This is a genomic window from Bacillus sp. 7_6_55CFAA_CT2 (genome assembly GCF_000238655.1).
Lineage (GTDB): Bacteria > Bacillota > Bacilli > Bacillales > Bacillaceae_G > Bacillus_A > Bacillus_A cereus.
Map to the genome: position 1 here is coordinate 1,632,655 of NZ_JH414708.1, position 26,581 is coordinate 1,659,235.

Sequence of the window (26,581 nt, forward strand, 5' to 3'; positions counted from 1 at the left end):
TATTTTTGTAAATTAAAGTTAACACAAATTACTAGTATTATATAATTAGTAAAAGTTGTGGACACGGAAACCGTAACCCCATTCGTTAAAGGTGTAGAAATAATGCCAGATGGAAGTGTCGCTAGAACTGGAACGAACTATAGCGGGAAATTCCAAGAAGCCCATGATGCCTCAAAGGCGAGTATTCAGAGTAGGATCTCGAATTTGGAGAGTGGTGGGGTTAAGGGTACGGGTAATAAGGAGGAAACCTTTACTGTTCCTAAATGGAGTAATGACGGCAAATATGATAAGGTTAGAGGATATAGAGGTAGAGACCTGACAAAGTATGATGAAGAGTATTTAGTTGACCCTAGACTTGTAGTTGAAATGAACTTTAAAGGGAAAACTAATTCAGGAACTAATGCTGCAGGATGGGAGAGAAATGCAAAAAAGTTTTTCAACACATTACTTAAAAGTAATCCGGAGTTTTGGAGTGTAGAAAATACGGCGTTGATAAAGCGAGGTCGAGTTCCAATTGTTGATGAACAATTTATAAAACATTTTCCGCAGTATAAGGAGTATATAAAAGACCCAATGAGGCATCATCATATAGGAGAAGGTGGTCAAGCTGTAGCTTTACCAAAAACTTTGCATCCTGGATATGGTGGTATTCATAATGTAGAGAAGGAATGGGGAATTACTGGAATAGATAATGAAATTGCAACTAGATTAGAAACTTTTATAAATAATTTAAGAAGGTGAAAAGATGATATTACCAGAGGAATTTAATGATAAATGGGATGTTAACAAAGATGGTCCACTAATTAAATTTAATTCCAAAGATTTAATGAGCACAAATTTTTCGGATGATGTGAAGAAGTTTTTGTCTATAGGAGGTTTACCAGAAACTCCGCCACCATATTTAGAGTTTACCTCGTCACAATCTTTAATAAGATCTATTACAAATGTATTTAATATGCCAGAAGAGTTTCAAAAATATTGGTTTTTGGGATCAACTAGTTCTGGCGATCCGGTATGTATAATTGAGAAACAAGAAAATATAGTGTTTCTTAATAATAGTGATAATTATAAAGAAGTATTTATTAATTCTTCTATAAACCAATTTGCAGAATGTTTATTAGTGTATTCAAAAATGATTGATAAGGCAATAGAGGTAAATGGTGAGGATGCCTTTATTGATAATGATATACCAGAATCTGTGATTAATTGGTTAAAAGAAGAATTAAAAAGAATTGACGCCAAGTGTATGGAAGAGGAATGTTTTTGGGTTACTGAGATTGAGAATTTGTATGAATAACTATGGCATTTTATTTAAAATAGGTTATGGTTTTTTTAGTCTATGGTGTATTGCAGAAGGACAAGAGTGCATGTAGTAACTTTATAAGTGTTACTAACATGACTTTTTAAATTATATTTGAAAATGAAGAAGAACTTGTTTTTGAATTGGAAAGAAAAAGAATAAGCTATTTAAAAGTAAAGACCTCATGATGGTTGTACCATTATAGAGTATTATGTGCAATGATAGAACAGAAAACGAAGTTCGCTCTTAGGTGAGATGACATTTTACATGGCGATGAATATAAACACATGGAATGTATATTAAACTAACGAACTCGTACAAGCTCGTAAGTTTTAATGTAATACTTGTCACGATATATAAAAGGTGTCATACTGTTACAATAAAACTTACAAATTTTATGCTACTTAAAAACATATGAACTTAAAGCACTTGATTGTCAATTAAAGGCAACAAGTGCTTTTTTGCGTTTTAGCGTAGAAATTTAAAAGAGCACTATAATTTTATAAGTGCATTAAGTGTTAAATTTTTATTGTTGTTTTATAGACTGTAGTGGCTATGTACAGTGTACGACGATAGTAGAGGAAAAATAAAGGGTTGTGTTATTTTTTGAAGTCATCGTAAAGTACGTTTTAACGGATGGACGTTATGCATACGTTATCCGCAAAAAACAGGTAAACGTTACAGGGACTTTAATTGCTGTAACGGGAAGGGGCTCAATATGGGAGAGAAAGTAGTTGGTTATGTACGAGTTTCAACGGAAGGACAAGTGCGTGAAGGGTATAGCCTAACGTATCAAGTAGAAGAAATTGAACGGTACTGCATCGAAAATAAACTACAACTGCTTCACATATACGAAGATAAAGGAATCAGCGGAGCGAAAGTAGATGAAGATGGATTAACAGTTGAACGTGAAGGTCTACAAGAGCTATTGTCGGATATGGCATATCATCAAGTGCGCAAAGTTATTGTACTAAATACATCTCGGTTATGGCGCTCTGATATGGCAAAAGTGTTAATACAACGAGAGCTAAAGAAACACAAGGTAGATGTGAAAGCAATTGAACAACCAAATTATAGTATATACACGCATGACCCAAATGACTTTTTAGTAAATGGTATGTTAGAGCTATTAGATCAATATCAACGTCTTGAGATTGTATTAAAGCTAAGTCGAGGCAGAAAGAAGAAAGCAGAACAAGGTGGATATGCGGGGGGCGGTGTGATGTTTGGTTATAGAGTAAAGAAAGAACAAAAGGTGTTAGAAGTAGATACGGAGAAAGCAGTGGTTGTACGTAGACTATTTGAGTTAAGACACTTTTTTAAACATTGGTCGCTGACTCAATTGGCAGAACGACTGAATAGGGAAGGTTATCGTACAGAGAAAGGAAAACAATTTACGAAAGTACAAGTGAAACGCATGTTAGACCGAGAGAGTTTTTATCGAGGGATATATACATACGGGCAAATACAAACAAACGGTAAACATCCAGCAATTATATAATAGTCGTACTTAAAAAAATCACTCATTTTACTATATGTACTTATGAAATTATGAAAATGGATAGGCTTGCGTACCTATGCGCATCGGAAGATGAACGCTCGAACTAAGGTTGCCGACGTTTTTATATATGACTAAATCATTGAATAGAGGGATGAGTTATGCATAATAGACAGAACTATTTGTATGTAGGAGTAGATTTACATAAGGAGCATCATACGGCTGTTATTATTAATTGTTGGCAAGAAAAATTAGGAGAAATACAATTTGATAATAAACCATCTGCATTTTCGAAGTTTTTATTAGAAGTAGAGACATATGTGAGTGCTGGGATAACTGTTGTATTTGGTTTAGAGGATGTTGGTGGTTATGGAAGAGCGTTAGCGAAATATTTAGTAGATCATGAACAAGTAGTGAAAGAAGTAAATCCAGCTTTATCATTTTTAGAGCGAAAAAGCCATGTGACGACACAAAAAAGTGATAGTTGGGATGCGGAATGCGTAGCCCGTATACTAATAAATAAGTTAAATCAATTACCAGATGCAAAGCCAAACGATTTATTTTGGTCGATACAACAACTAGTTTCAAGAAGGAATGCATTAGTAAAAGCACAAAGTGCGTTAAAGAACCAATTACATATTCAATTAAACCACCATTATCCAAGTTATAAAAAGTTTTTCTCAGAGTTAGATGGAAAAACAGCATTAGCATTTTGGCAGCAGTATCCGTCACCCTTTTGTTTAGAGGGTGCGAATATAAAGCAATTAACAGCTTTTTTATTAGATGTTAGCAACAATACATGTTCAGTAAAGAAAGCAAGCGACATATTAAAAACTTGTAAAAGAAGATGGACAAACAATGAAAGAGTATCAAGAAACACGAGACTTTTTAGTAAGAAGTATTGTACGGGATATTGAGTTTAAAAAGAAGGAAATGAAATACATCGAAAGAGAATTAAAACGGTTAGTAAATCTACTAGATTATCAATTAGAGACGATGCCGGGAATAGAACTTGTAACGGCATCAGCATTAATTGCAGAAATTGGGGATGTAAGGCGATTTCCAAATGCCAATAAATTAGCACGATTTGCGGGGATTGCGCCTGTTTACTTTGGTTCTGGTGGGAAAGGTAAGACACACAAAAGCAAACAAGGAAACAGGGCGCTACACGCTTTATTTTATAATTTAGCAGTACAGCAAGTGCAAGTAGCGAAAGGAAGTAAGTTACCTAGAAACCCAGTGTTTCATGCATACTATCAAAAGAAACTTAAAGAGGGAAAAACAAAAGGACAAGCATTGGTATGTATTATGAGAAGGCTTGTAAACATTGTATATGGCATGATGAAATATAAAACAGCTTATGAGTTGCCAGTAGTGGAAGAAAAAGAAGTAGTTTAATAAGGGTTTACATGGTTTGCTTTTTTATTGTGAGGGTTTAAGATTACAACATAGGGTACGGGTAATCCTGTTCATAGATCTGAAATTGACGAAGTAATTAAAAATAATGACGATAAAGACGGAAATTTGATTAATAGATCAATTGTGCCTAAGGGATATGATAGTGTTGAAGAGTTTAAAGAAGTTGTGGGACTAACAGAAACATATTCGAATACTAAAACGAAAATGAGACTAGATAAGAATTTACATATTAGTCCAGATGAGGCACAATTTAAGGAATGTACAAGGAAATTAAAAGAAGCGATTGATTCAGGCAAGATTTCAAAAGAATTGTTTTCTCCAGATCAATTAGCTCAAATAAATGCTGGTAAGGCAAGAATAAAAGGATTAACTTGGCATCACCATCAAGTCCCTGGCAAGATGCAATTAGTTATTTCAAAAGTACATAAAGTAAATCACTTAGGCGGAAATAAATTATGGGGAGATGGAATTAGATGAGAAAAGTAGATTGGCAATTTGCTGATGCAACTGTAAGTGAAGATTTTGTAGGGGAAATTGGTAATGAAATAGGTGTTAAATTTCCAAACGATTATATAAAATGTGTAGCTGTGAATAATGGTGCTAATGTGGAACCAGAAATATTTAATGTGAATAATCATGAAAGAGTTTTTGGGAATTTATTATCTTTTGATGAAAATAGTGACGAATATATAGTTGAAGTATATAATGACTTTAATGGTACATTACCTAAAGAATTAATTCCGTTTGCATTTGACCCAGCAGGAAATTTAATTTGCTTTGATTATAAAAATCATGAAGAAAATCCAATTGTTGTTTTTTGGGAACATGAAGATGCATGGGAAAAGGAAGCGCTGATGGAAAGTGAAGGGATTACGGCAGAAGAAGCAGAGAAAATCGCAAGAGAAAATGTATTTTACATTGCAGATACATTTACTGATTTTTTAAGTAAATTACACGATTAAAAAATATAATGATGAATGAAAAATAAATTTTATGTGAAGTGGATAGAAAAAATAATAGGGTGTTTGAAAATAGATACTCCATGATGGTTGTACCATCATGGAGTGTTACGTACAATGATAGAACAGAAAAAGAGGTGCGAGCTTAGGCGAGATGACATTTAAACGCATGGAAGAGACATAAAACTAACGAACTCGTACAAACTCGTAAGTTTTAACGTAGTAGTTGTCACGACATATAAAAGGTGTCAAACTGTTACAATAAAATTTACAAATTTAATGTTACTTAAAAACATATGAACTTAAAGCACTTGATTGTCTACTTGAGACAACAAGTGCTTCTTTTTTGCATAGAAATTTAACAGATCACTATAATTTTATTATGTAAACTTTTTACATAGTTTTCTATATAACTAACGAGAAGAGAAATGTTTACTATTACTTTCATTTCTGTTATGAAAATTCTACAATAGAAAACAGAACGTATATTTGGTATAATCAAAACATACTATATGAAACGATGTACATGAGTTTGAGATTTATGAAAAAAGGTAAGTAATACATAATAATAAATACGCTATAGGATTCAGTTCATATTATACAAATCAATCGTTAGAAAGGAACAGATGTAATGAATCAAATTTCATTTGAAGATTTATTTGAAGAAGAAAAAGAAAAGGTGGAGGTAGCTGAGGTATGTAAGGTACCAGCCCCTTTATCACCATTACAAAAAGATATTTTAGAATTAATTGATTCTGAAGAAATAAGTGCGCTTGAGCTATGTGAACGATTAATACGATCTGGTAAAATACCCGATGAAAGATTCACTACGAATAAGCCTAAAGCATATGGACAAGTATGTTTACTATTAGAAGGTTTTGTTACAGAAGGAAAACTTATTTTTATCAAAGATGATGAGAAAAGAGATAGGGTATATAAATTGAAAGAAGAAGTTTGAGATGTATAGTGGGAGATGAATGATTGGTTCCCTTTAACTTGCAGCTCCGTTAGTCTAGTAATGTCCACAAAAAAGGTGTCAATCTCTCCTAGATTGACACCTTCATACTTTTAACATCTTACATACTTACGCTTAAAACCAAGTCTTCCTCTATCTAGTTCTTTCTGAATACTTTCAGAAGCATTTAACAAACTGCTTTTTTTATTATCACGTTTGACTTCAACTATACCAACTTCTTTTGCAGTCTCGACTGCTTTTTCATGTAGTGGTACATATGATATTGCCACAGTGTTTAGGAAATTATTCATAGCGGATTTTGTTCGTTCTGGAGAATGATGAATTGTATCTTTCACCATTTCAAGCATATCGGAAATTTTACTTTCGGAAAACTCATTGTCTTTGCGATTTCCTAAAAGCCAACAGTAGCAACTCCATCCGGCAGACATTTTAAGCTCGTCCCCACTTGCAATCCATTTATCAGCAACATCTTGTGCAATATTTGACTCCGATAAAGTTACTGCCACTACATAATCAGATAGCATATAAAAATATGCCCCGTCTATCCAGCGATCAAAATCAGACTCACTCATAGCTTTTGGATCGGCAATAATACCTGCAAAGTACATAGCATCGTAGTTACCTGTGGCATAAAGCTCTTCAGCTAACTCTTGATTTAATTTTATTTTTTTAGCGATTGGTTTCATAGCACCTGTAGCTACTCCGAATACTGGCTCATGCGCACCGTTAGATATGTATATTTTTTTCGTTCGTTCCTTACCTAGAGCTTCAAGTTCTTGCATAACTGTTTTAAGATCCATAGTTGTGCAACTTCCTTTCTTCATGTGAAAGCCTTTTTAAGCTTTTCGTATTTCATATGTTAATACTAATTGTATTCAAGAGGTATGTCTACTTTCTAAAGGTATCAAAACCAGTTAGTAATTTTGAAGGTTTTGATTTTGTGACTGCTACAAGCTATCTATAATGGTAAGAAGGTCACTGTAAGGAAGAATGAAAAGTATGTATAGTTTTTCCAGTGAATATTTGGTATGATGGTGAATGGGAAAAATATACAAGTTGTTAGTGGTTCATAAAAGGGGGATTGAATTGAAAAGAACACCTGAATTCGTATTAGGTTTAATTGGTGGCATTTTGGGAATTATTATTTCCATAATATTAATAGTTGTAGCGTTTAATATTATGGAAGGTGTTGATTACGAACTTTTAGCTTATTACTCTATTATTTTAACGGTTCAAATAGGATTGTTCATTTTATCGTGTTTAGTAAACAAGGTTAATAATAAAGTTTATGGAGTTTGTATGATTGTGATTCCTATAGTTATGTTATTTATGTCATTATTCTTTTTACTTATTCCGACAATTTTACAAATTATATCTGGTTCATTTGCATTTAGGACATTAAAGTTAGAATCGAATGTAAGCTAAATATAATTATTAACGTCTGAATATTCGGTTTTTTAAACATTTTCGTTTGCAGTTCAAATTAACATAAAGTACAAAGTTGTACGCTTTAGGAGGAGAAATAGATGATTATTTGGTCTGGTTGGGGTTTTTTAGTCGCAATTATTGTAATTATTAATACTCTTTTGGGTAAGGCTATCTTTGGATCTATAACGGGGGACGCTACATATTTTCAAGACCATAGTTGGCCAATGGCGGTAATGTTTATTATATCAGGGGTTATGTCTTGGTATTTAGGTAAATATATTAATAAGCCAGATGGGAAAGTTTATATAGATACCGAAACTGGTGAAAAAGTTATGTTTAACAAAAAACACTCGCTATTTTTTATAAAAATGGAATATTGGGGACCAATTTTAGGAGTTATTGCGATTGTAACTTTAATTACAAGATAAAAAAAGAGGATGGGTATAGTAAGAGTAATCTATTCAAGTAGAAGGAGAAATCAGTCATGAATGCAAAGAAACTACTAGGGGTAGCAGTTCCGGTCATGTTGTTATTTGGTTGTGGAGTTTCTGAGAAAACGAACACTTCTAAACAGGAGAAAACGGAAGAGTCTAAAGTAAAAGAATCGAAGTCTAATAGTAAGAAAGAAAAAGTTTCAAAGGAAGACTATCCTAATAAAGTGTATAAATTAGGAGTAGAGTTTGATAAGTTGTTTGCGGAGCATAACAATATTACAAGAGAGGTTTTTGACGGTAAGAAAAAGAAATCAGATATAGTAGATAGTGTGAAAGAATTAAATAAAGTGTTAGATAAATTTGAGTCGATAGATCCCCCTGCAGAGTATGTAAATCAACAAAAGGATTTTGAAAAAGCAATTGGTTATTTTAGAGAGTCTTTTTCTTTAATAAATGAAGTATTCACCCGAAAAGAAAAAAGAGAAAAAGGCGATAAGACTGATAAAGAGTTAATGGAGAAATCCGAAAAGTTAGTGAAAGTAGGAGATATTTACTGGCTTAAGGCATTCAAAGATCTTGAAGGGGATATTAAAATCGGTGACGGTACAGTATCTGTGAAAGATTTGAAAGAGTTAGATAAGAAAGCTGGAATTAATACGGATAACGTTATGAAGAATGTGAAAGATGGTACGGAATTAATCGGTAATTGGGGATTCAAAGGAACAGACGGTTTCATTATGTCACTTATTCTAAAAGGTGATAAGACATTTGAAACATATGGTAAAGGTGAGTATCCAAATAAAAAGAATTATATTGAAGGCACTTGGGAATATGATAAGGAAGTTTTTACAATCTATTTACATCTCAATAAACGTTTAGTAGACGGTGTAGAAGATACAATTCAAAAAAAGAAAATAGCATATAAAGTTCAAGATTATGATGGGGAAAACTTGCGATTATTTAATGAGACGTCATTTAATACAATTAAGTATGTGAAGCAAAGTTAAAGTTATGTAGGACTAGGTTTAAATGGCCTAGTCCTTCATTAAAGTGCGAGTATGTAAATAATATGTTATCTTTCGTTCTGTTTACTTAGTATCATGTTATTCTTTAATAGAGTAATAAATGGAGTTTTGCATTAAATATATGAGGTTGGTTACAAATGATAAAAAAATTTACTAGATTAGTATTAATAGTGGTTATCCCAATCAGTCTTATTACAGGTTGTGGGGCTGCTGAAAAAACTGAAGCACAAAAGCCGAAAGCGGTACAAACGGAGAAAAAGGACTATATGGATTACTCATATGGTAGCAAAGGTATATTAGTAAGTGGCAAAGCGAAAGAACGGCAACAATACGAGATTGGATATATGGATGATAATAAGTTAATTGGGATTGATGAAAATATTGAAGACTGCATTATTTTAGATAATAAAGATGAAGCAGGTCTCATTTGGAAACAAATAGAGCGAGGATCTATTATTGAAGTGCAATACGGTAAGGATCGCAATGATATCGTAGGCGTGCAATTCGTAGGAGATCGTGAGTCATATGAAATTAGTGATAAGTTTGATCGGAATACGATAAATGAGATTGTTGAAAACGTTAAAGGGAATTTGTAATAGATGTATTTCGATAGTATAGGATCTCTTATTATGAAATTGTATGCCAGTTATTTGTCTAAGTTTAAATTGATTATTTTGACGGTATTTGTAATTAGTTGTAAAATAATGTTTGTTGACGAATTTTATAAAAAGTATATTAGATGAAATTCATCTGTAGGGATGACATATAAATATTTTCTTAATGGGTATAAAATAAAATAATTAAAATATATAAATAAAAAGAAAATATAATAGAAGTACATAGTAGATTCATATTTTTAAAAATTAATGTGACAATAAAGGGAGGTTGAGATACATACACGGTGGGAGTGTGTATGTATTTATTATAATAATGAATAAGACAATCAAACAACAAGTAATCGCACTATCAACAAGTCTAGTGATTTTAGGGAGCGTACCTTTATCAGCATCAGCAGAAGAGATAAACAACTCTCAAACTGATCAACTTAATATTGCCCAAGGAGAACACGGAACGAGCGGATTAAATTATTCTAATTTCAAGTTGGAAGTTCCTAATCATGTACAAATTAACGAAGCAGAAGTATCTGAAAATGAAAAAATGCTTTTAGAAGAATATAAGCATAAACATGATGAAACAGAAGAATTAAACAAAATGCAAAATGCTAAGAAGGGACAAGTAGCAGAAAAGGAAGCTATTTCAAACATTGAAAAGGCATTTGAATCTGTAGATGGTCGAAATGATGGATCTGATCGTCAAATGAAACCTGTTGCAAAGCCAAGAGGTATTCAATATAGTGCACAGAGTACGAAGAAATATGGAACACTTGCAGGAGTTCCATTTGTGGAGTGGATTGTTCCAGCAGGAAATCCTGATATTCGTCCTGCAAATCCGATGAAAGCACGTTACATTACAATTCATGAGACCGCAAATACAGCCGCTGGTGCTAATGCTGAAAATCATGCGAAATATTTATACAAGCAAGCAACTGAAGGCACTTTCCGAACAGCTTCATGGCATTTTACTGTAGACGATAAACAAATTTATCAACACTTACCAACAAACGAAAATGGTTGGCATGCAGGAGATGGAGATGGATCAGGAAACAGGGAGTCTATCGGTATCGAGATCGCGGTTAACCAAGATGGTGATTACAATAAAGCTTTAGAAAATGCAAAACGACTTGCAGGTTATTTAATGAACAAAGAAGGAATTGGTGCAGATCATATTTACAAGCATCAACAATGGAGCGGGAAAAAATGTCCTGACATTTTAATTTCACGTGGTAATTGGGCTGGTTTCGTACAAGGAATTCAGTGGTATGCAAATATAAATGCGCAGATTGATACGCCTTTACAAGATAAAAATGACTCATTTAATCCAAATGAAAATAATCCAGCTGAACCTAGCATGGAACTAGTGGTAAATGGTAGTGGTATCAATGTACGTAGTGATGCGGGTATTGAACATCGTGTTGTACGTAAAGCTTCAAACGGAGATCGTTACAAAGTATTAGCGGTTAAAAATGGTTGGTATAAAGTAGGTAATGGAGAATGGATTTTCTATGACCCAAGCTGGATTAAAATTAACTACAATGTACCAAAGGAAGAAGTACAAAAGCCTAAGGAAGAAGTACAAAAACCAAAAGATGATATTACAGGTGGCTGGTTTGAAGAGCATATTCGTAAATTAAACAGTCTAGGTATTATGCAAGGCGAAGGTAATGGTGTATTTGCGCCATATCGAAATGTAACGAGAGCGGAGTTTGCAAAATTAATCTCGAATGCTCTTAAACTACCAGAGGGAAATAAGTCATTTGTAGATATTAATGAGGCACATCCATCACTTCATGACGGTATTAAACGTTGTGCAAGTGCAGGAATTATTAATGGTCGTGGTGAAGGGATTTTTGATCCTAACTCACCAATTACTCGTGAAGAAGTATCTATTATGATTGACAAAGCATTACGATATAAAGGAATTACAGGTGAGTTAGTAGCATTACCATTTACAGATAAGCATTTAATAACATACAAAGAATCGGTTCAACGATTATACAGTCTAAAGGTAGTTAATGGTATTGGAAATAATGAGTTTGATCCTCGAGGTACAGCAACTCGTGGTCAGGCAGCTGCCTTTATTGTGAAGATGTTAGATTCAATGCAAAAATAAAAGGAAACTTTAATCAGTGAGGGCCACTCGCATTGCAATCGAGCAGTTTATTCACCGAATTTTGAAATGAGAGTTGTACTGTCCGCAAATAGCAGAATAAATGGTATGTAGAAGCTGACATTGGTAGAAGTAAAAAATAAGAAGAATTTGAAAGGAGCTATCCAAAATAATAATTTGGAATAGCTCCTATTTAGTAGGAAGAACAAATTGTATGTAATGTAGAATGCCCTTCCAAGCCCCTCATAAGCCCCTACCAAGTAATAAATCACTAAGAAAAAACAAAAACAAAAACAACTACAAGAACAAAACAAGCGCGAAAAAATGAAACCGGCGTTGTAGTAGTAAAAAAATTGTAATTCGAATGCCAAAACCATTCCCGTATGCCTATCTTTATAATGAAGGATTAAAATTTTCCTATTTACTAGCAAAGAGTGGAGGGAAACATATGGCGGTATACCGTAATGTGCAGGTGAACTTTTGGCAAGATGAATTCATATTAGATTTAACGCCAGAGGAGCGTTATTTTTACATATATTTGTTAACTGGTACGAAAACAAAGCAATGTGGAATTTACGTATTACCGAAGCGTGTGGCAGAGCTTGAAACAGGCTACAGTATGGAGACTGTTGAGAAGTTGCTAAACAGTTTTGTTGAGTATGGAAAGATTTTATATGATACGGAAACGAAAGAGGTATTCATAATAAATTGGTTACACTATAACCCTATTTCAAATACGAATGTGGAGAAGTGCGTATTACGTGAGTTAAAGACTATAAAAAGTAATAAGTTCATACATATATTTTTACGTAAATGCCTTGAAGAAGAATACAAGATTCCATTATTATTGCAGCATTTTGGTATGCCAAAAGAAGAGGATAATAGTAGTTCACAAGTAGTTATTGAAGAGAAAGAAGAAGCGGAAGAGATAGAGGTGGAAACCATAGAAGAGGACGTTCCAAATAGTGAAGTTTATAAGTTTTATGAACAAAATATTAGTAGTTTATCCCCATATATTGTGAAGGAATTGAAGAATTGGATACAAAGACTTTCTGGAGAGAAAGTGTTAGAGGTACTTAAAATTGCGTTTGAAAATAATAAGAAAACGTTAGCTTATGTGAGGGGGATTTTGAGGAATTGGTGTAGTGAAAAATTAAAGGATTTTAGTGGGGAGAAGTGCGTAATGGGAAGTTTAGAGAGAAGGAAATGTATTTTGAGTAGTGTATTTTAATTTACATTAACTTAACATAGAATGTATGTTCGTTTTTTGTGGGATTTATGCTATACTACCATTAAATAAGGGTATTTTTATAATAGATAAAAAGATGCGGGGGGTACAAAGTTTGACTACTAGTACATCTGAGTTGTTTCAATATATTAATATGACAGAAGAACAGAAACAATTATCACAACGATATTTACAGACAAAAGAAGAAGAGATTTTAAAAGATATTCAACTAACGACAATTCGTGATCAAAAAAGAAGCGATTTTGCGGAGCGATTTATAAACGATTTTAGGAAAGTGCATAAACAAGATCCGGATTTTTTTCGATTATTTTACCATATACTCGAGGAGCAATTATTAAATGTTCTTGTAGTCCGTTTTGCGCATGTCAGTTTTTCTAAAATGAAGATTTATTTAGAAAAAAGTGCACTTCCTTTGGACAAACTTGTAGCAATCGCATGCAAATATTTATCCAGTATTTCAAGTTATGTGAATGAAGCAGATGTTTTTCTTAGAGAGTTAACAAGAGAGAATCCGAACTATATAGAGGGACAATTACATACTTTACCAACTAACCAGCAAGTAACATTACTTCTTGTAATGTTTGATGTAGATTATGAAAAGTTTCGTACATATAGTTCTTTATTGAATGAGAGGTTAGAAGAACATACAGAATTTATATTGAAACTGCTAGGGGAAGGGGAAAAGGTTGAAGCAGTTAAACGGTATTTAAAAGGTAAAGATGATAGTGAAGTATTTATAGGTGGGAATTTACCGGAACATATTTGGCGGCTATTATTTTGTGTTCATAAATATTCGAATGTTGCGAGGCGATATATTGAAATATTGGCGAAGAAAAATGTTTGGGGTTTTATAAACTATGCAACACGTTATATGTGTCACACTCTCGGTCAGTCTCAAAACTACAAAAAAACTGGTAGTGTAAATAGAGAAACATATGAAGAAATTCAAAGTTTTTGTACACAGTTTTGGATTTCTAAGGAACGATTTTTTGCGCATCGTCTAAGGCAACATGATTTGAATAGTGAGGATTTTTGTAAGACGTATGAATATGAATTGCTATGCTTTATGTTGGAGGAAGATCCTGAATTTATTCAATGTACTTTGCAATATGTAAGTAAAATGAATTATCTCATCATCGCACGCACGTTAGCTGAAAAAGGATATGAGCTAAATATAGGGAAAATGCGAGAAGAATTTTTTGTTGCTGCTTTGCAAATAAAATTGTCTACAGTGCGGGATACATATCGTGATTATTTACTAGGGAAATTGTCACTTGAGGATATGGAGCAAATACTTAAAAATCCGAAATATAGAAGTATGTATTGGGGTATGCCGGTGTTAGAGGTTGCGCTTCTTTGGGATATAGATGATGTAGCGAAGAGGGAAGCTGTACTTACACTACAGTTTGGAGATGAAGATAGTGTTAATTTATACGAACTTCTTTACGAATGTTCTATCAGGGGAGTAGAACCGAAACAAGTATTAGAAGATCTGCTTTCGTATGGATTAAGTAAGGAAAAGCTTATCGCTTATGCAGTTGAAGAAGCTGCATGCTACAGTGAAGAGCGAAATAAGGCGAAGGAAGCGCTTGTTTGTGTAATTGTAAAAGAACAAGCGTACATCATTGAACGATTTGATGAGTATTCTGCTGTGGCCAAAGCATATATTTTAGAAGAGTTAGCAAAGGATAACATGATTAAAATGCGTCCAATTTTAATTAAAAGCTTAGGAGATTCATCTAAAAAAATGCGTGAGTCTGTAGTTAAACTGCTTTCAAAAGATGTAGAAGCTGCAGCAGATGTAGCAGTTGAACTTCATAATAAAAAGAAAATTGTTCGTGAAAATGTGATGAAAATACTTATAGAGTATAAGCTTGAAAAATATACGAAACTTGTACAGGAAGCTTTGCAAGAAAGTAAAAATGAATCTTTCGCAGGAAAATTCTCGTTTTTATTTCAAACGGAGGAAAAAAAGATAGAAGAACTATGTGCACGTATTTTAACTGAACAAACAAGAAATTCACTTCTGCAATTGATTGGGGATGAGCCACAAATCCGTTTACGTGACTCTGATGAAATTGCTGATGCTGCAATTCCGTTAGCCTATTTACAACAGTATATTTCAGATGCTGTTATTGAGAAGAAAGAAACAGCAGAAGTAATTGGTAGAGCTTTAAATGAAGAGGACTTAAAAGAATATGTGCAAACAATATATCAAATATGGATTTCTCAAGACGCAGATGTGAAGAAACGTGGAATTCTTTCGTTATACGGAATGTATAGTGACGACAAAATGGTCGACATACTTATAAAGCAAATTGATGAATGGGTGCTTCAAATGAGAGGAAAGATAGCAGCGGATGCCGTTCGTACTTTAGGTTTGTCTTCATCTAAGCTTGCACTTATGTCTATTCATGCAATAGCATTTAAATATAAACATAAGCAAGTACGTAATGCAGCAAAAGAAGCGCTAAGTCTTGCTGCGAAAACACGTGGTATAACAGAGGAAGAGCTGGAAGATCAATTGGTGCCGGACCTTGGCTTTACTATACATGGTGAAAAAATAATTGATTTCGGGAATCGAAGTTTTACTGCTATCTTAACTACAGAGTCAAAAATTGAATTAGAGACAGAAGAAGGAAAACGTATGAAGTCACTTCCAAAGCCGAATGCAAAAGATGATGTAGAAAAGGCTGAAGAGGCTAAAAAAGAATTAGCCTCTTTAAAGAAGGAACTCCGAAATACTCTTTCCATGCAAAAACAACGATTGGAAACGGCACTTTCATTAAAGCGTTATTGGTCACATAATGCATGGAAGTCTGTATTTATGGATAATCCAATTATGAAGCAATTTTCTATTTCACTCATTTGGGGTGAGTATAAGAAAGGGAAGTTGCTAAAGGCATTCCGTTATGCAGAAGGTGGCGTGTTCTGTACAATTGACGGGAAGAGTTATGAACTTTCATCTGGCACTGTTATTGGTTTCGTTCATCCATTAGAATTGCCTGAGGCGGAGAAGGAATTATGGAAAGAGCAATTAGAAAGTGCGGGAATTGTTCAGCCGTTCCTACAAATTGAGCGTCCAGTGTTTGTAGTAGAAGAGAATGATGGGAGTGCTATTGAGAGATTTGGCGGTATTTTACTAAATGGTCGTTCGTTATTCGGTAAGATGACGAAGCTTGGATGGATCCGTGGGTCTGTTCAAGATGGCGGTGTATATTATACATTTTACAAAGAAGATACTCGTACCGGATTAGGCGTGCAATTGTCATTTAGCGGAGCGCCGATTGGTTATGAAGATGAAGAAGATGTATGTGTATTTGACATTCAATTTTATAAAGCAGGTACAGTGAATCGTGGTTCATATGAATACGATGAGATTGATGATGAAAGACGCATTGTACCAAAAGAAGTAGATAAACGCTTCTTTAGTGAAATGTTATATGATGTGCAAGTAGCGACAGATTCAAATCTTGGGCATAATGAAAGTTGGCGTAGCGAACGATAAGAAAACCCCCTTCATTGGTAGGAAAATGAAGGGGGTTTTTCAATGTTTCAAAAGGTTCTTTCATAATAAAAGCGAATTAGGGGGAAGAGGATTTTTATCTTTTTAGAAGGGATTGGTATCATGATCAAATAGATGATTGGGTAAATGGAGAGTATCATAAGACTACACTGAATACAGCGGGAATAGAAGGGAAAATGTTAACGTTACAGCCACGGTAATGATAGAAAAGACTTTTACTATATGTAAGAGTCTCTTTTTTTGTAAACGCGACAAAATTTGACAAAAAAATTTGCAGGAACTTGTTATAATTTCTGTTGGAATATTTTGTTTAACGAGAAATGGGTGTATAGCGTAAAAGATTTCGATGTCATACAAATACATTTTTTGTTTTACATTCAAGGATTTCATAAGAGAAGAATTACAAAAATGAATGACATGGAGAAGTCATAGGGGGAGAGGAGATTTAGCATGAGTATTAAAGTAATAAGAGCAACAGGGGTAATGGGAGGAGCAGCAAGAGTTGCTGTAAAGGTAGATAACGAAGTAGTAATGAAACTTGAGAATAACGAAGAATATACGCTTCCTTTTGAATTAGATGAAGCGAATATTAAAGTAAAACAATTCTTTTTTGGAAGTAAAGAAAAGAAAGTAAAGGATGGCGATGTAGTAGAAATTAAGATAAATAGTATTGCCATGCTATTACTAATGGTGTCAATGATGGCTGTTTTATTTGGTTCGTCAATTGGTATAAATATTGTTGTTTTTGGTGTAATAGGAGCTTTAGTTACATTAGTATACGGATTGAATAACTGGTTTCGTTTAGAGGTTAAATAATTATTGTATATATATTTATTTCAGTTGATTTACTATACATGGGATGAAAATATTTTTAAGTGGGAAATGGGGAGAATCAGTATGAAGAAAATGGTTGTAATATCTAGTTTGGCGCTAATAGTAGGTTTAACAACTGGTTGTAGCAGTGAAAAAACAAGTGGACCTAAAACAGTATCTGTAAAAAAAGAAAAAGAGTTAGTAGCGAAAGATATTTTTAAAAAAGCAGCTGACGGATTAAAACAAGAGGAATATCTTACATTGACATCTCTTATGTCAATGAAGGGGAGCGGCCAATCAGAAGAAATTAAAATGAAAATACAAATGGAGCCGAAACTGAAGAATTCTAGAGCTGAAATGAAAATAAGTGGTACAGATATTGTAACGTATGAAGTAGATGGAAAGGTCGCTGCTCAAGTGAAAAACCCTGATACAGGAGAGTTAGTTACGATACCTAATGATCAATTTAATGTAAATGATGTAATGGTCAGTAAAAATTTACTTAATGAGTTAGACTTACCGGAAGCTTTGGCTAAGAAAATGAAAGCAAAGAAAGATGGAGACACATATAAACTTACACTTGAATTAAAGGGAAAAGAAGCGGTAGATACGTTACAAAAAATTAATGGAGATATGAAAAAATTAACGGAAGGATTTAATATGGATGCGTTTAACATTGAATATATAATAACAAAAGATTATAAATTTGAAGAGATGCGAACAACTATAAAAGTGAGTGAAAGTAACTCAGATAAAAAAGCTAGTACAGATAAGGAAAAATTGGATGCAGTTGTGAGTATAAAGATTGACTCATATGAAAAGTTTGATTCAATTAAGTTACCAGAAGGGATTCAATAATTTCAATCGTAAAAGGATAAAAAGGAGCGGAAATCTGCTCCTTTTTTATTTTTCCTACTATTTTTAGAAGATTTATATGAATATAGTTGAACGGCACTTCATTTTTTTTCTGGAATAAATGTGAAACGTTGTATAAAATAATCAAGAAAGCCAAAAATTATAGGGGGAAAGTTGTGAAGAAAAATAAGAGTTTAATAAGTTTTTTAGGAGTGTTTATTATGTTGTTTTCTTTTTGTTTTCAAGGAAATGTACAGGCAGATGTAAATACTGTTCAATCTGGAAAAATCAAATCAGGAAACGTAACAGTATGGGAAGTTGGAAATGTAGCGAAAGTATTAGCGGATGTGGAGCGCTTAAATTTAAATACAGTAAATGTACCGATTCAAGTAGATATCCCAAATGTGACTTCTACTAACATGGTAATTAATCAAGCGCAAAAGCAACAAGCTATTATTTTAATTCAAGAATTATTAAAGCGTAATATTCAAGTTATAGTGGAACCGTTCCCATATATTCAGCAGGGGAATGTTGGAGAGACAGAATGGAACCCAAGTAACATTAATGATTTCTTCTGGAATTGGAAGACGGTTATTCTGCAAGATATTTTTAACTCCATTACAAGTAAATACAATGTGTATGGACTAAAGATTGCTTCTAATTTCGTGAATATGGAGTATGCAGAAGGATACTGGAGCGATACAATTGATTTTGTTCGTAATCAGTATAAAGGAAATGTTTTGTATCAAATGAACTGGTGGTTAACAGCAAGCTGGGATCCTTCTTATGAAGCGAAGTTTATAGAGAAAATAAACCGTCCGTATTTAAAGAAGGTAGATATTGTTAGTATCGATAGTTGGTTTGAAGTTTCTGGAAAAAGAAATCCGTCATATGAAGAAGTGAAGCAAAGTTTATTTGCGACGACAGTATATAACCGTGGACAAAATGTTGTTCAGCAATTGGAACAATTACATAATGCAACAGGAAAGCCCGTTTATTTTGGTGGATTTAACGTTCCAGCGCGTGAACTTGGACTGCAAAATCCGTGGAATCCAGATGTTTCTAATGTGTTTTCGAAAGATGTACAATTAAATGGATGGCGTGCTTACCGCGATGTATTAGAACCGAAACCATATTTTAAAGGTTTTTCAATTTGGTTTATTGGCTCTAATGATAGTACACATCCGTATCAAATACATAGTAAAGAAGCGGAGGCAGTTATTAACGGCTGGTACCGAAAATAATTTTTACAAAATAGGTAAGTTTTGAAGTTTACTACATATATTTCTAGTGAAAGGCCTTTCACCATCTTATCACCTAGGGGGCAATCATAATGAAATTTTTGTCTTACCTTACAGTAATTTTGGTGATTCTCGGCGGTTTGAATTGGTTGTTTGTAGCGTTAGATTACAATGTAGTTGAGAAATGGTTTGGTTCTATGCCGGCGCTTGTGGACACTATTTATTGGCTCATTGGTCTTTCTGCTATTTATCAAATTTTTGATCGGTTCTTCACGGATAATTAGCAATTATACTTTATTACTAGAGTGTTAAGTACGATTATGTACTTAACACTTTTTTGTATGTTTATAAAAATAGTTTGCACATGCAAGCGATTCCATTGCGTCTTGCGCCGTAATAATAGAAAACAAATTGACCACGTATTATATTTTGGGTTATAATTCAGAAAGTTTAAAAATTAATAAAAATGAGAAATAGGGAGGTTATGAGGGTAATGGAGAGAGTCTATAATTTTTCAGCAGGACCATCAATACTCCCTTTGCCAGTTTTAGAGAAAGTGCAAAAGGAGCTTGTAAATTATAACGGGACAGGCATGTCTATTATGGAAATGAGTCATCGATCTTCTTATTTTCAAAGTATTATAGAGGAAGCGAGTAACTTACTTCGTGAATTAATGAGCATCCCTGATGAGTATGATGTTTTATTTTTACAAGGCGGTGCGTCATTACAATTTTCTATGATACCACTGAACTTAATGAATACGTATAAAAAAGCTGGATACGTACTAACTGGCTCATGGTCTAAAAAGGCACTGCAAGAAGCCGAAAAAGTTGGGGAAGTACAAGTGATTGCTTCTTCCGAGCAAGAGAAGTTTACTACGATTCCTAAACTGGACGGTTTACTAAGCGATGAAAAACTAGATTATGTACATATTACAACGAATAATACAATTGAGGGGACAAAATATGTGGATATTCCACATATAGAAAGAGTGCCGCTCGTTGCGGATATGTCTTCAAATATTTTGTCAGAACAATATGATGTTTCGAAGTTTGGTCTTATATACGCGGGAGCACAAAAAAATTTAGGACCAGCGGGCTTAACGATTGCTATTATAAAAAGAGATTTAATTGGGGGAGCAGATCGCTCTTGTCCGACAATGTTAAATTATGAAACTTACAGTAAAAATAACTCCTTATATAATACACCGCCATCCTTTAGTATTTACGTAACAAAACTTGTACTAGAGTGGTTGAAAGAGCAAGGCGGAGTATCTGCGATTGAAGAACAAAATAGAATGAAATCTTCACTTATTTATCATTTTTTAGATGAATCTAAATTGTTTACTTCACCAGTTGATCCTGCGCATCGATCACTTATGAACATTCCATTTACAACACCGTCAGAAGAACTTAACAATGAGTTTTTACAAAAAGCGAAGGAACGCGGCCTTGTTACGTTAAAAGGACATCGCTCAGTTGGCGGTATGCGTGCCAGTATTTACAATGCGATGCCAGCACACGGCGTAAAACGATTAGTAGATTATATGAAGGAATTTGAGCTTGAGAATAGATAGGGAGATGGGGATATGTTTCGTGTTCAAACGTTAAATCAAATTGCAGAAAAAGGCTTGCAAGTTTTTACTGAAGAACGTTATGAAGTAGGAGATAGAATTAATCATCCAGATGGAATTTTGCTTCGTAGCTACTCTTTACATCAAGAAGAGTTTTCAAAAGACTTAAAGGCGATTGCAAGAGCTGGCGCTGGTGTAAATAATATTCCTGTCGAGCGATGTACAGAAAAAGGAATTGTAGTATTTAACACGCCGGGGGCAAATGCAAACGCTGTAAAGGAACTCATTATTGCCAGTCTTATTATGTCTTCACGTAACATTATTAATGGTGTAAGTTGGACGAAAAACTTAGAGGGTGAAGAAGTACCACAGCTTGTTGAATCAGGAAAAAAACAATTCGTTGGATCAGAAATTGCAGGGAAACGTCTAGGTGTTATCGGACTTGGCGCAATCGGTGCTTTAGTTGCGAACGATGCGTTAGCGTTAGGGATGGATGTTATCGGATATGATCCTTATATTTCAGTTGAAACAGCTTGGCGTCTTTCTACACATGTGCAAAGAGCATTTAGCCTTGATGAAATTTTTGCAACGTGTGATTATATTACACTGCATATTCCTCTTACGAATCAAACGAAGGGGATTATTGGGGAACACGCTGTAGAGAAGATGAAAAGAGGGATGCGCTTATTTAATTTCTCTAGAGGAGAACTTGTAGATGAAAAGGTTCTTCAAACAGCATTAGAAGAAGATATTATTACACATTACGTAACGGATTTCCCGAATGAAAATGTAATAAAGATGAAAAATGTAACAGCGACGCCTCACCTTGGCGCATCAACGTCTGAATCGGAAGAAAATTGTGCAGTAATGGCGGCGCGTCAATTACGTGAATATTTAGAGACAGGAAATATTCGTAATTCAGTAAACTATCCAAACGTAGAATTGCCGTATATCGGAAAGAAACGAATTACAATTATGCATCAAAACGTCCCGAATATGGTAGGGCAAATTACAGGATGCTTAGCGGAACATCATATTAATATTGCCGATATGATTAATCGTAGTAAACATTCTTGGGCATACACAATGATTGATATCGATAACGGAATTGATGATATAATAAAAGAGAATATTGTGGAAAATATAAGCAAAATTACAGGTGTTGTAGCCGTTCGAATGATTGTGTAAAGGAGAGAGGAATGTGGCAAAAATCCGACCGTTTCGGGCCATTCGTCCAGTAGAGGAAAAAGCAGCACAAGTTGCAGCTTTACCGTATGACGTATTAAATAGTGAAGAGGCAAGGGAAGTTGTAAAAGGGAATCCATATTCTTTCTTGCATGTTGATAAAGCAGAAATTGATTTAGACCCTGAACTGTCACCGTATGATGATCGCGTGTATGAAAAAGCGGGCGACAATTTAAAGCAATTTATACGAGAAGAAGTGTTCATACAAGATGAAGAGCCAGCGCTATATATTTATGAACTGACGATGCAAGGAAGAACGCAGTCAGGCCTTGTCGTTTGTACATCTATTGATGAGTATGAAGATGATACAATTAAAAAACATGAAAGAACACGTCATGAAAAAGAGTTAGATCGTATTCGCCACGTAGATGTGTGTGACGCAAATACAGGTCCGATCTTTTTAACGTACCGTACAAAAGATGAAGTAAAGCATTTAATTAGAAGCTGGAAAGAAGAGCATGCGCCAATTTATACATTTACAGCAGAAGACGGTGTTAAGCATGTTGCGTGGAAGATTGCAGATGAAGATGTAATTACGACTTTAGTAAACGCATTTGAAGATATTCCTAATTTTTATATTGCAGATGGGCATCACCGTTCTGCATCAGCTGCAAAAGTAGGACTTATGCGAAGAGAACAATATCCAAATTACACAGGAGAAGAAGAGTTTAATTTCTTCCTATCTGTTTTATTCCCTCATGATGAGTTATCTATTTGGGACTATAACCGAGTTGTGAAAGATTTAAATGGCTTATCAGAGGAACAGTTTTTAAATCAAATTACGCAGTACTTTTATGTAGAAGGAGCACCTGTTTCTCCGTATAAACCAAATGAGCCAAAAACATTTGGTATGTATGTAAATGAGAAGTGGTATAAGCTTACTGTGAAAGAAGAAACATTTGATGCGAATGATCTTGTTAGAGGTTTAGATGTATCTATCCTGCAAGATCATTTATTAAGCCAAGTACTTGAAATACATGATCCGCGTTCTGATTCACGTATCGATTTTGTCGGAGGAATCCGCGGATTAGAAGAACTAGAACGCCTTGTGAACAGCGGCGAATACAAAGCAGCATTCGCATTATATCCGACATCTATGGAAGATTTATTAGCAATCGCAGATGCCGGAGAAGTCATGCCGCCGAAATCAACGTGGTTTGAACCGAAACTGCGTAGTGGGTTGTTTGTTCATTCTTTAAAGTAAATATTGACTTCTATAGTTTTGAAAAACCGAAATGATTTGAGTTTCGGTTTTTCTTATTTTGGCTCAGTTAACGTTCCATGTTGATTTTCATGTTAAGATTGAAATATGTAACAGCAGGTCGCTACAAAAAAATGGAGGAAATACGATGAAAATGCATCTTCAAAAAAGTTTTTATGTTGAATTGAAAAATGCAATTCGTTGTCATTATAACGAACTTTTAACTAGGTGCGGTGTTGACACAATATATGGGTACTCCATATTAACAGACGATTGTGTCAATAGCATTGGACCAGTGGCTAATGAAGAAAGACTAATCAAAGTTAATAAATCGGACCCTTTATACAATTATTATAGATACGGAGCTGTTGAGTGGAGCGAATGGGACGATTTTGGAATGTTTGATGAAGTGACAAAAATTATTAAGAAATATCATAATATTGTCGAAGATGACTTTAATATACGAGTAAATACACTGTTGAAAGAAACGTTAAATGTGTTAATGGAACTTGAATCAGAAGGATTGTTTGGAGACAGAGATGATAATCGATTTATTGTCATTTGTGTAACTGATTCTTCGAACGAAATCATGATTGAATCAGCTCGATTGCTTAATACATTAAAGACATACGAAGAATATGCTTCAGAATTTGCATAAGAATAAATATAAGTAAAACTGCTCTCTATAAGAGGCGATTTTCATTTGATCGAAAGTCACCAATTAATAGTAACGATTCGTTGTGACGTAACAATTGAACAATTAGAACCTGATGAAAAAAACGTACAAAGATAATTGCGATGTTTACATGTGTGAATCAAGTTGGAAAAGAAGTTATGAAGGGAAGTTTTTCGGGGATTATTCTTTAATAGGAGAAGTAATGAATAAGTGGGTTCTCCATGCCTCTCAGGCTTAGCGTTTTAATTCCCCCATAACGTATATTCTGTTCTTTTCTTAACTATTAGAAAATAGTTGAATAAGCTCGTCAACAAAAAGGACATTCCTAGTATTACAAGAAATGTCCTTTCCACTAAATTATAAGGTATTTTGCTAACGTTCAAATTCTAAAATTAGTTTACTAGTTTGACCTGTAAACTGATAATTATAGGACCCTCTCAGATTTTCTAAGTTACCGGTAGCTTTAATAATTGTTCCTGGGGAATCTAAATTTCCTTTATCAAATATTCCTTGCTCTATAGCTGTGAATGTCCCTTGTTGCCCCTTATAAATTCCTTCAAAGTGTAAAAATCCAGAAATTTTAGCCGTAGCCAAGTGACCATCATTTATATTTGAGTCTAGATAATATAATAAGTATTCAACAAAAGCTTTTCCTTTTAATTCTCCATCAATATCATATTCAACATGGGCAATATTAATAGGGAAATCTTTTCTAGTATCATCAATTAGTTTTTCATCCCATTTACTTACTGTAAATGTTACTTCCATACACGTAAATCCCCCTTTATCATTAGATAAGTAATCTTCATATCATTTGAAAAGTACCAATTCACAGTCATATCTTATAGGAGTGTTTTTTATTTATTTGAGTCCTGTCATATCGTTATCTGCTCCTCCCCACGAAGGACTTACTGTCGCCACGGTATCTCCTGGCTGTAATCTCTTTGGTTTTTTTAACTTGTTAACTCCGCTCCTACATAATGTAATGGACTACGATTATACAAACTGTATCATTGAAAAACATGATGTATGACATTAGTTTCTTCATCATCAATCCGTTTACCTGCTGGGATTCAAGAATTCAGTCTTAGTGTTGAATATAGGAATAACCGATTTATATTTGAAAATCAAAGTATGCAACATTGCATGAGGAAAACGGTTGTTATTTTTACTACCTGTAACTATAATGATTACAGGTTGGTCGATACCAATCAAAAAAATAAAATCATCGTGAATGGAGATGTTTCATAATGGGTATGAAAAAATTAATTTTAGCAGGTGCTTTAGGGATCGCAGCATTATCAGGAACAAATTTACCAGGACTAGAAGTAACAAAAGCGAGTGCAGCTTCTATTGAATCGAATTTCTCGACGTTAGAAGGACGAGTAGTAGAAGTAGATAACGGTGTAATTGTTGTAAAATCTAAGCAATATGAGGAACCGGTTAGTGTGTATATTGATTCACTTTCAAATGTGAAAGTAGGAGATGAAGTAAAAGCTACTGGATCTATGATGCGTAATTTTACAGAATATATGGTTGCAACTGCAGTTGAAAATACAACAAACAAGTTAGGTATGCACATGAAAGAAGATGGCTCACCTAATTATGTAATTGGAGAAGTATCAAAAGCAAGAACGATGGAAGATGAGGGAGACGGTGCTACTAAATATGTTGTAGTTGAGTATCCATCGCTAAATGGGAAGAAAGCTATTATTGATGTTTTCTTAACAAAGGGACAAGTATTTAATGTGGGTGAGAAAGTGAAAATTGATATGAAGTATGTAGGCTGGGGGGGTATTTCTATTAACTGGAACACAGTTGACCATATTGAAAAAGTTCATGAAGCAAAGACGAACGCTGAAAATAATGATGGTGTATGGATTTGGTCTTAATTAAAATCCTGTAAATAACAAATGTATCATGTAGTATCCAGCAAATGGTGATGTGTATGACCATTTGCTGGATACTTTTTTGCTTTGTATTTTTTGAGAATAAGGGATATCCGACTAGAATATGATGTTTAAATCGGAGCGAGTTAAAAAATACAATAATGAAAGAGGTGTTTATATATGGAGCGAGATGAGAATTATTTACGAGCTAAAAAAAGAGTGGAGAATTTAAAAGCGTTTTACATTCATTTAACGGTCTATATATTAGTTAACTTAATGCTTTTTTTCATAAATATAAGCTCTGATTCAAGTAAATTATGGTTTTTATATCCACTTGGAGGTTGGGGGATTGGTATCGTTATACACGGTTTAACAACTTTTCCATTTGGGATATTCGGAAAAGAATGGGAAGAACGAAAAATTAAAGAGTATATGGAGAAAGATAAGTGAAAAAATCAGAGATTTATGAATATAAATCTCTGTGAGCACACGTTTGATGCGAAGCCTATTCTATAGCTTCGCCTATTTGTTTTGTACTCGAAGTTAA

Annotated in this window: 25 protein-coding genes and 2 pseudogenes; 25 read left to right on the plus strand and 2 right to left on the minus strand. The window is 34.0% G+C overall.

Annotated elements, in window-relative coordinates; all coding sequences use genetic code 11:
• Positions 1-102: 102 nt before the first annotated feature.
• From HMPREF1014_RS08415 to HMPREF1014_RS08455, 8 genes and pseudogenes are all read left to right on the plus strand, one after another.
• Positions 103-741 (plus strand): hypothetical protein, encoded by a 639-nt coding sequence (locus tag HMPREF1014_RS08415; protein WP_001112749.1) that lies wholly within the window; start codon positions 103-105, stop codon positions 739-741.
• Positions 742-745: 4 nt separating this feature from the next.
• Entirely contained in the window at positions 746-1,297 is a 552-nt protein-coding gene (locus HMPREF1014_RS08420; RefSeq protein ID WP_000602771.1) for an SUKH-4 family immunity protein, read from the plus strand.
• Positions 1,298-2,018: 721 nt separating this feature from the next.
• On the plus strand, positions 2,019-2,801 hold the full coding sequence (locus HMPREF1014_RS08430; protein WP_000504228.1) for a recombinase family protein: 783 nt from the start codon (positions 2,019-2,021) through the stop codon (positions 2,799-2,801).
• 158 nt (positions 2,802-2,959) lie between these two features.
• Positions 2,960-4,196, plus strand: a pseudogene (locus tag HMPREF1014_RS29685) (IS110 family RNA-guided transposase).
• A gap of 126 nt (positions 4,197-4,322) precedes the next feature.
• Positions 4,323-4,694 (plus strand): HNH endonuclease, encoded by a 372-nt coding sequence (locus tag HMPREF1014_RS08445; RefSeq protein ID WP_000610642.1) that lies wholly within the window; start codon positions 4,323-4,325, stop codon positions 4,692-4,694.
• Positions 4,691-5,179: an SMI1/KNR4 family protein gene (locus HMPREF1014_RS08450; RefSeq protein ID WP_001233207.1), complete on the plus strand. Its 489-nt coding sequence runs from the start codon at positions 4,691-4,693 to the stop codon at positions 5,177-5,179. Before HMPREF1014_RS08445 ends, HMPREF1014_RS08450 begins: the two co-directional genes overlap by 4 nt.
• A 177-nt stretch (positions 5,180-5,356) precedes the next feature.
• Positions 5,357-5,564, plus strand: a pseudogene (locus tag HMPREF1014_RS32570) (hypothetical protein).
• Positions 5,565-5,807: 243 nt separating this feature from the next.
• On the plus strand, positions 5,808-6,134 hold the full coding sequence (locus HMPREF1014_RS08455) for a DUF3895 domain-containing protein (RefSeq protein WP_001071909.1): 327 nt from the start codon (positions 5,808-5,810) through the stop codon (positions 6,132-6,134).
• A 110-nt stretch (positions 6,135-6,244) separates the two neighbouring features.
• Here the strand turns inward: HMPREF1014_RS08455 and HMPREF1014_RS08460 are convergent, their stop codons facing one another.
• Positions 6,245-6,952: a DNA alkylation repair protein gene (locus tag HMPREF1014_RS08460; RefSeq protein ID WP_000364670.1), complete on the minus strand. Its 708-nt coding sequence runs from the start codon at positions 6,950-6,952 to the stop codon at positions 6,245-6,247.
• Between the two features lie 286 nt (positions 6,953-7,238).
• On the opposite strand from HMPREF1014_RS08460, the gene HMPREF1014_RS08465 reads away from it, so the two are divergent.
• The 15 genes from HMPREF1014_RS08465 to HMPREF1014_RS08535 all read left to right on the plus strand — a co-directional run bounded on the left by HMPREF1014_RS08465 (position 7,239) and on the right by HMPREF1014_RS08535 (position 24,127).
• The gene (locus HMPREF1014_RS08465) at positions 7,239-7,577 is read left to right on the plus strand and encodes a DUF4064 domain-containing protein (protein ID WP_000831724.1); all 339 of its coding nucleotides are present in this window, start codon (positions 7,239-7,241) and stop codon (positions 7,575-7,577) included.
• Between the two features lie 101 nt (positions 7,578-7,678).
• Positions 7,679-8,008, plus strand: coding sequence for a hypothetical protein (locus HMPREF1014_RS08470; protein WP_000587855.1), 330 nt, complete (start codon positions 7,679-7,681; stop codon positions 8,006-8,008).
• 56 nt (positions 8,009-8,064) lie between these two features.
• Positions 8,065-9,021, plus strand: coding sequence for a DUF3994 domain-containing protein (locus HMPREF1014_RS08475; RefSeq protein ID WP_000992204.1), 957 nt, complete (start codon positions 8,065-8,067; stop codon positions 9,019-9,021).
• A 155-nt stretch (positions 9,022-9,176) separates the two neighbouring features.
• Positions 9,177-9,635 carry a hypothetical protein gene (locus HMPREF1014_RS08480; protein ID WP_000591634.1) on the plus strand — a complete coding sequence of 153 codons (459 nt, stop codon included), beginning with the start codon at positions 9,177-9,179 and terminating at the stop codon, positions 9,633-9,635.
• 334 nt (positions 9,636-9,969) lie between these two features.
• A complete protein-coding gene (locus tag HMPREF1014_RS08485) occupies positions 9,970-11,769 on the plus strand; it encodes an S-layer homology domain-containing protein (RefSeq protein WP_043306386.1) in 1,800 nt (599 codons plus the stop codon).
• Between the two features lie 445 nt (positions 11,770-12,214).
• Positions 12,215-12,997 carry a DnaD domain-containing protein gene (locus HMPREF1014_RS08490; protein ID WP_000312123.1) on the plus strand — a complete coding sequence of 261 codons (783 nt, stop codon included), beginning with the start codon at positions 12,215-12,217 and terminating at the stop codon, positions 12,995-12,997.
• 112 nt (positions 12,998-13,109) lie between these two features.
• The gene (locus HMPREF1014_RS08495; protein WP_000213793.1) at positions 13,110-16,523 is read left to right on the plus strand and encodes a DUF4132 domain-containing protein; all 3,414 of its coding nucleotides are present in this window, start codon (positions 13,110-13,112) and stop codon (positions 16,521-16,523) included.
• Positions 16,524-16,991: 468 nt separating this feature from the next.
• A complete protein-coding gene (locus HMPREF1014_RS08500) occupies positions 16,992-17,357 on the plus strand; it encodes a hypothetical protein (RefSeq protein ID WP_000025026.1) in 366 nt (121 codons plus the stop codon).
• An 81-nt stretch (positions 17,358-17,438) separates the two neighbouring features.
• Positions 17,439-18,212 (plus strand): DUF6612 family protein, encoded by a 774-nt coding sequence (locus HMPREF1014_RS08505; protein WP_000738991.1) that lies wholly within the window; start codon positions 17,439-17,441, stop codon positions 18,210-18,212.
• Between the two features lie 173 nt (positions 18,213-18,385).
• Positions 18,386-19,453, plus strand: a complete 1,068-nt coding sequence (locus tag HMPREF1014_RS08510; protein ID WP_000739764.1) for a glycoside hydrolase family 113 — start codon at positions 18,386-18,388, stop codon at positions 19,451-19,453.
• An 89-nt stretch (positions 19,454-19,542) separates the two neighbouring features.
• Positions 19,543-19,734, plus strand: a complete 192-nt coding sequence (locus HMPREF1014_RS08515) for a DUF378 domain-containing protein (RefSeq protein ID WP_000670803.1) — start codon at positions 19,543-19,545, stop codon at positions 19,732-19,734.
• 209 nt (positions 19,735-19,943) lie between these two features.
• Positions 19,944-21,026, plus strand: a complete 1,083-nt coding sequence (gene serC, locus HMPREF1014_RS08520) for a 3-phosphoserine/phosphohydroxythreonine transaminase (RefSeq protein WP_000442936.1) — start codon at positions 19,944-19,946, stop codon at positions 21,024-21,026.
• A 12-nt stretch (positions 21,027-21,038) separates the two neighbouring features.
• Complete coding sequence (locus HMPREF1014_RS08525; protein WP_000490230.1) at positions 21,039-22,211, plus strand: 3-phosphoglycerate dehydrogenase family protein; 1,173 nt, start codon at positions 21,039-21,041, stop codon at positions 22,209-22,211.
• A 13-nt stretch (positions 22,212-22,224) separates the two neighbouring features.
• Positions 22,225-23,472 carry a DUF1015 domain-containing protein gene (locus HMPREF1014_RS08530; RefSeq protein ID WP_001063068.1) on the plus strand — a complete coding sequence of 416 codons (1,248 nt, stop codon included), beginning with the start codon at positions 22,225-22,227 and terminating at the stop codon, positions 23,470-23,472.
• Between the two features lie 145 nt (positions 23,473-23,617).
• Positions 23,618-24,127 (plus strand): DUF4303 domain-containing protein, encoded by a 510-nt coding sequence (locus tag HMPREF1014_RS08535; protein WP_000781770.1) that lies wholly within the window; start codon positions 23,618-23,620, stop codon positions 24,125-24,127.
• A gap of 390 nt (positions 24,128-24,517) precedes the next feature.
• Here the strand turns inward: HMPREF1014_RS08535 and HMPREF1014_RS08540 are convergent, their stop codons facing one another.
• On the minus strand, positions 24,518-24,913 hold the full coding sequence (locus tag HMPREF1014_RS08540) for a DUF3224 domain-containing protein (protein ID WP_000454080.1): 396 nt from the start codon (positions 24,911-24,913) through the stop codon (positions 24,518-24,520).
• Positions 24,914-25,395: 482 nt separating this feature from the next.
• On the opposite strand from HMPREF1014_RS08540, the gene HMPREF1014_RS08545 reads away from it, so the two are divergent.
• Positions 25,396-26,037 carry a F0F1 ATP synthase subunit alpha gene (locus tag HMPREF1014_RS08545; RefSeq protein WP_000525523.1) on the plus strand — a complete coding sequence of 214 codons (642 nt, stop codon included), beginning with the start codon at positions 25,396-25,398 and terminating at the stop codon, positions 26,035-26,037.
• A gap of 177 nt (positions 26,038-26,214) precedes the next feature.
• Positions 26,215-26,484, plus strand: a complete 270-nt coding sequence (locus tag HMPREF1014_RS08550) for a 2TM domain-containing protein (protein ID WP_000438994.1) — start codon at positions 26,215-26,217, stop codon at positions 26,482-26,484.
• The last annotated feature ends 97 nt before the right edge of the window (positions 26,485-26,581 follow it).

Excerpts from the sequence above, each read along its gene's own strand:
- HMPREF1014_RS08500 (WP_000025026.1), top strand. The coding sequence starts at position 16,992 with ATGAGTATTAAAGTAATAAGAGCAACAGGGGTAATGGGAGGAGCAGCA.
- HMPREF1014_RS08420 (WP_000602771.1), top strand. The coding sequence starts at position 746 with ATGATATTACCAGAGGAATTTAATGATAAATGGGATGTTAACAAAGAT.
- HMPREF1014_RS08460 (WP_000364670.1), bottom strand. The coding sequence starts at position 6,952 with ATGGATCTTAAAACAGTTATGCAAGAACTTGAAGCTCTAGGTAAGGAA.
- HMPREF1014_RS08455 (WP_001071909.1), top strand. The coding sequence starts at position 5,808 with ATGAATCAAATTTCATTTGAAGATTTATTTGAAGAAGAAAAAGAAAAG.
- HMPREF1014_RS08550 (WP_000438994.1), top strand. The coding sequence starts at position 26,215 with ATGGAGCGAGATGAGAATTATTTACGAGCTAAAAAAAGAGTGGAGAAT.
- HMPREF1014_RS08470 (WP_000587855.1), top strand. The coding sequence starts at position 7,679 with ATGATTATTTGGTCTGGTTGGGGTTTTTTAGTCGCAATTATTGTAATT.
- HMPREF1014_RS08430 (WP_000504228.1), top strand. The coding sequence starts at position 2,019 with ATGGGAGAGAAAGTAGTTGGTTATGTACGAGTTTCAACGGAAGGACAA.
- HMPREF1014_RS08535 (WP_000781770.1), top strand. The coding sequence starts at position 23,618 with ATGAAAATGCATCTTCAAAAAAGTTTTTATGTTGAATTGAAAAATGCA.
- HMPREF1014_RS08475 (WP_000992204.1), top strand. The coding sequence starts at position 8,065 with ATGAATGCAAAGAAACTACTAGGGGTAGCAGTTCCGGTCATGTTGTTA.
- HMPREF1014_RS08485 (WP_043306386.1), top strand. The coding sequence starts at position 9,970 with ATGAATAAGACAATCAAACAACAAGTAATCGCACTATCAACAAGTCTA.
- HMPREF1014_RS08540 (WP_000454080.1), bottom strand. The coding sequence starts at position 24,913 with ATGGAAGTAACATTTACAGTAAGTAAATGGGATGAAAAACTAATTGAT.
- HMPREF1014_RS08490 (WP_000312123.1), top strand. The coding sequence starts at position 12,215 with ATGGCGGTATACCGTAATGTGCAGGTGAACTTTTGGCAAGATGAATTC.
- HMPREF1014_RS08545 (WP_000525523.1), top strand. The coding sequence starts at position 25,396 with ATGGGTATGAAAAAATTAATTTTAGCAGGTGCTTTAGGGATCGCAGCA.
- HMPREF1014_RS08515 (WP_000670803.1), top strand. The coding sequence starts at position 19,543 with ATGAAATTTTTGTCTTACCTTACAGTAATTTTGGTGATTCTCGGCGGT.
- HMPREF1014_RS08505 (WP_000738991.1), top strand. The coding sequence starts at position 17,439 with ATGAAGAAAATGGTTGTAATATCTAGTTTGGCGCTAATAGTAGGTTTA.
- HMPREF1014_RS08415 (WP_001112749.1), top strand. The coding sequence starts at position 103 with ATGCCAGATGGAAGTGTCGCTAGAACTGGAACGAACTATAGCGGGAAA.
- HMPREF1014_RS08480 (WP_000591634.1), top strand. The coding sequence starts at position 9,177 with ATGATAAAAAAATTTACTAGATTAGTATTAATAGTGGTTATCCCAATC.
- HMPREF1014_RS08525 (WP_000490230.1), top strand. The coding sequence starts at position 21,039 with ATGTTTCGTGTTCAAACGTTAAATCAAATTGCAGAAAAAGGCTTGCAA.
- HMPREF1014_RS08450 (WP_001233207.1), top strand. The coding sequence starts at position 4,691 with ATGAGAAAAGTAGATTGGCAATTTGCTGATGCAACTGTAAGTGAAGAT.
- serC (WP_000442936.1), top strand. The coding sequence starts at position 19,944 with ATGGAGAGAGTCTATAATTTTTCAGCAGGACCATCAATACTCCCTTTG.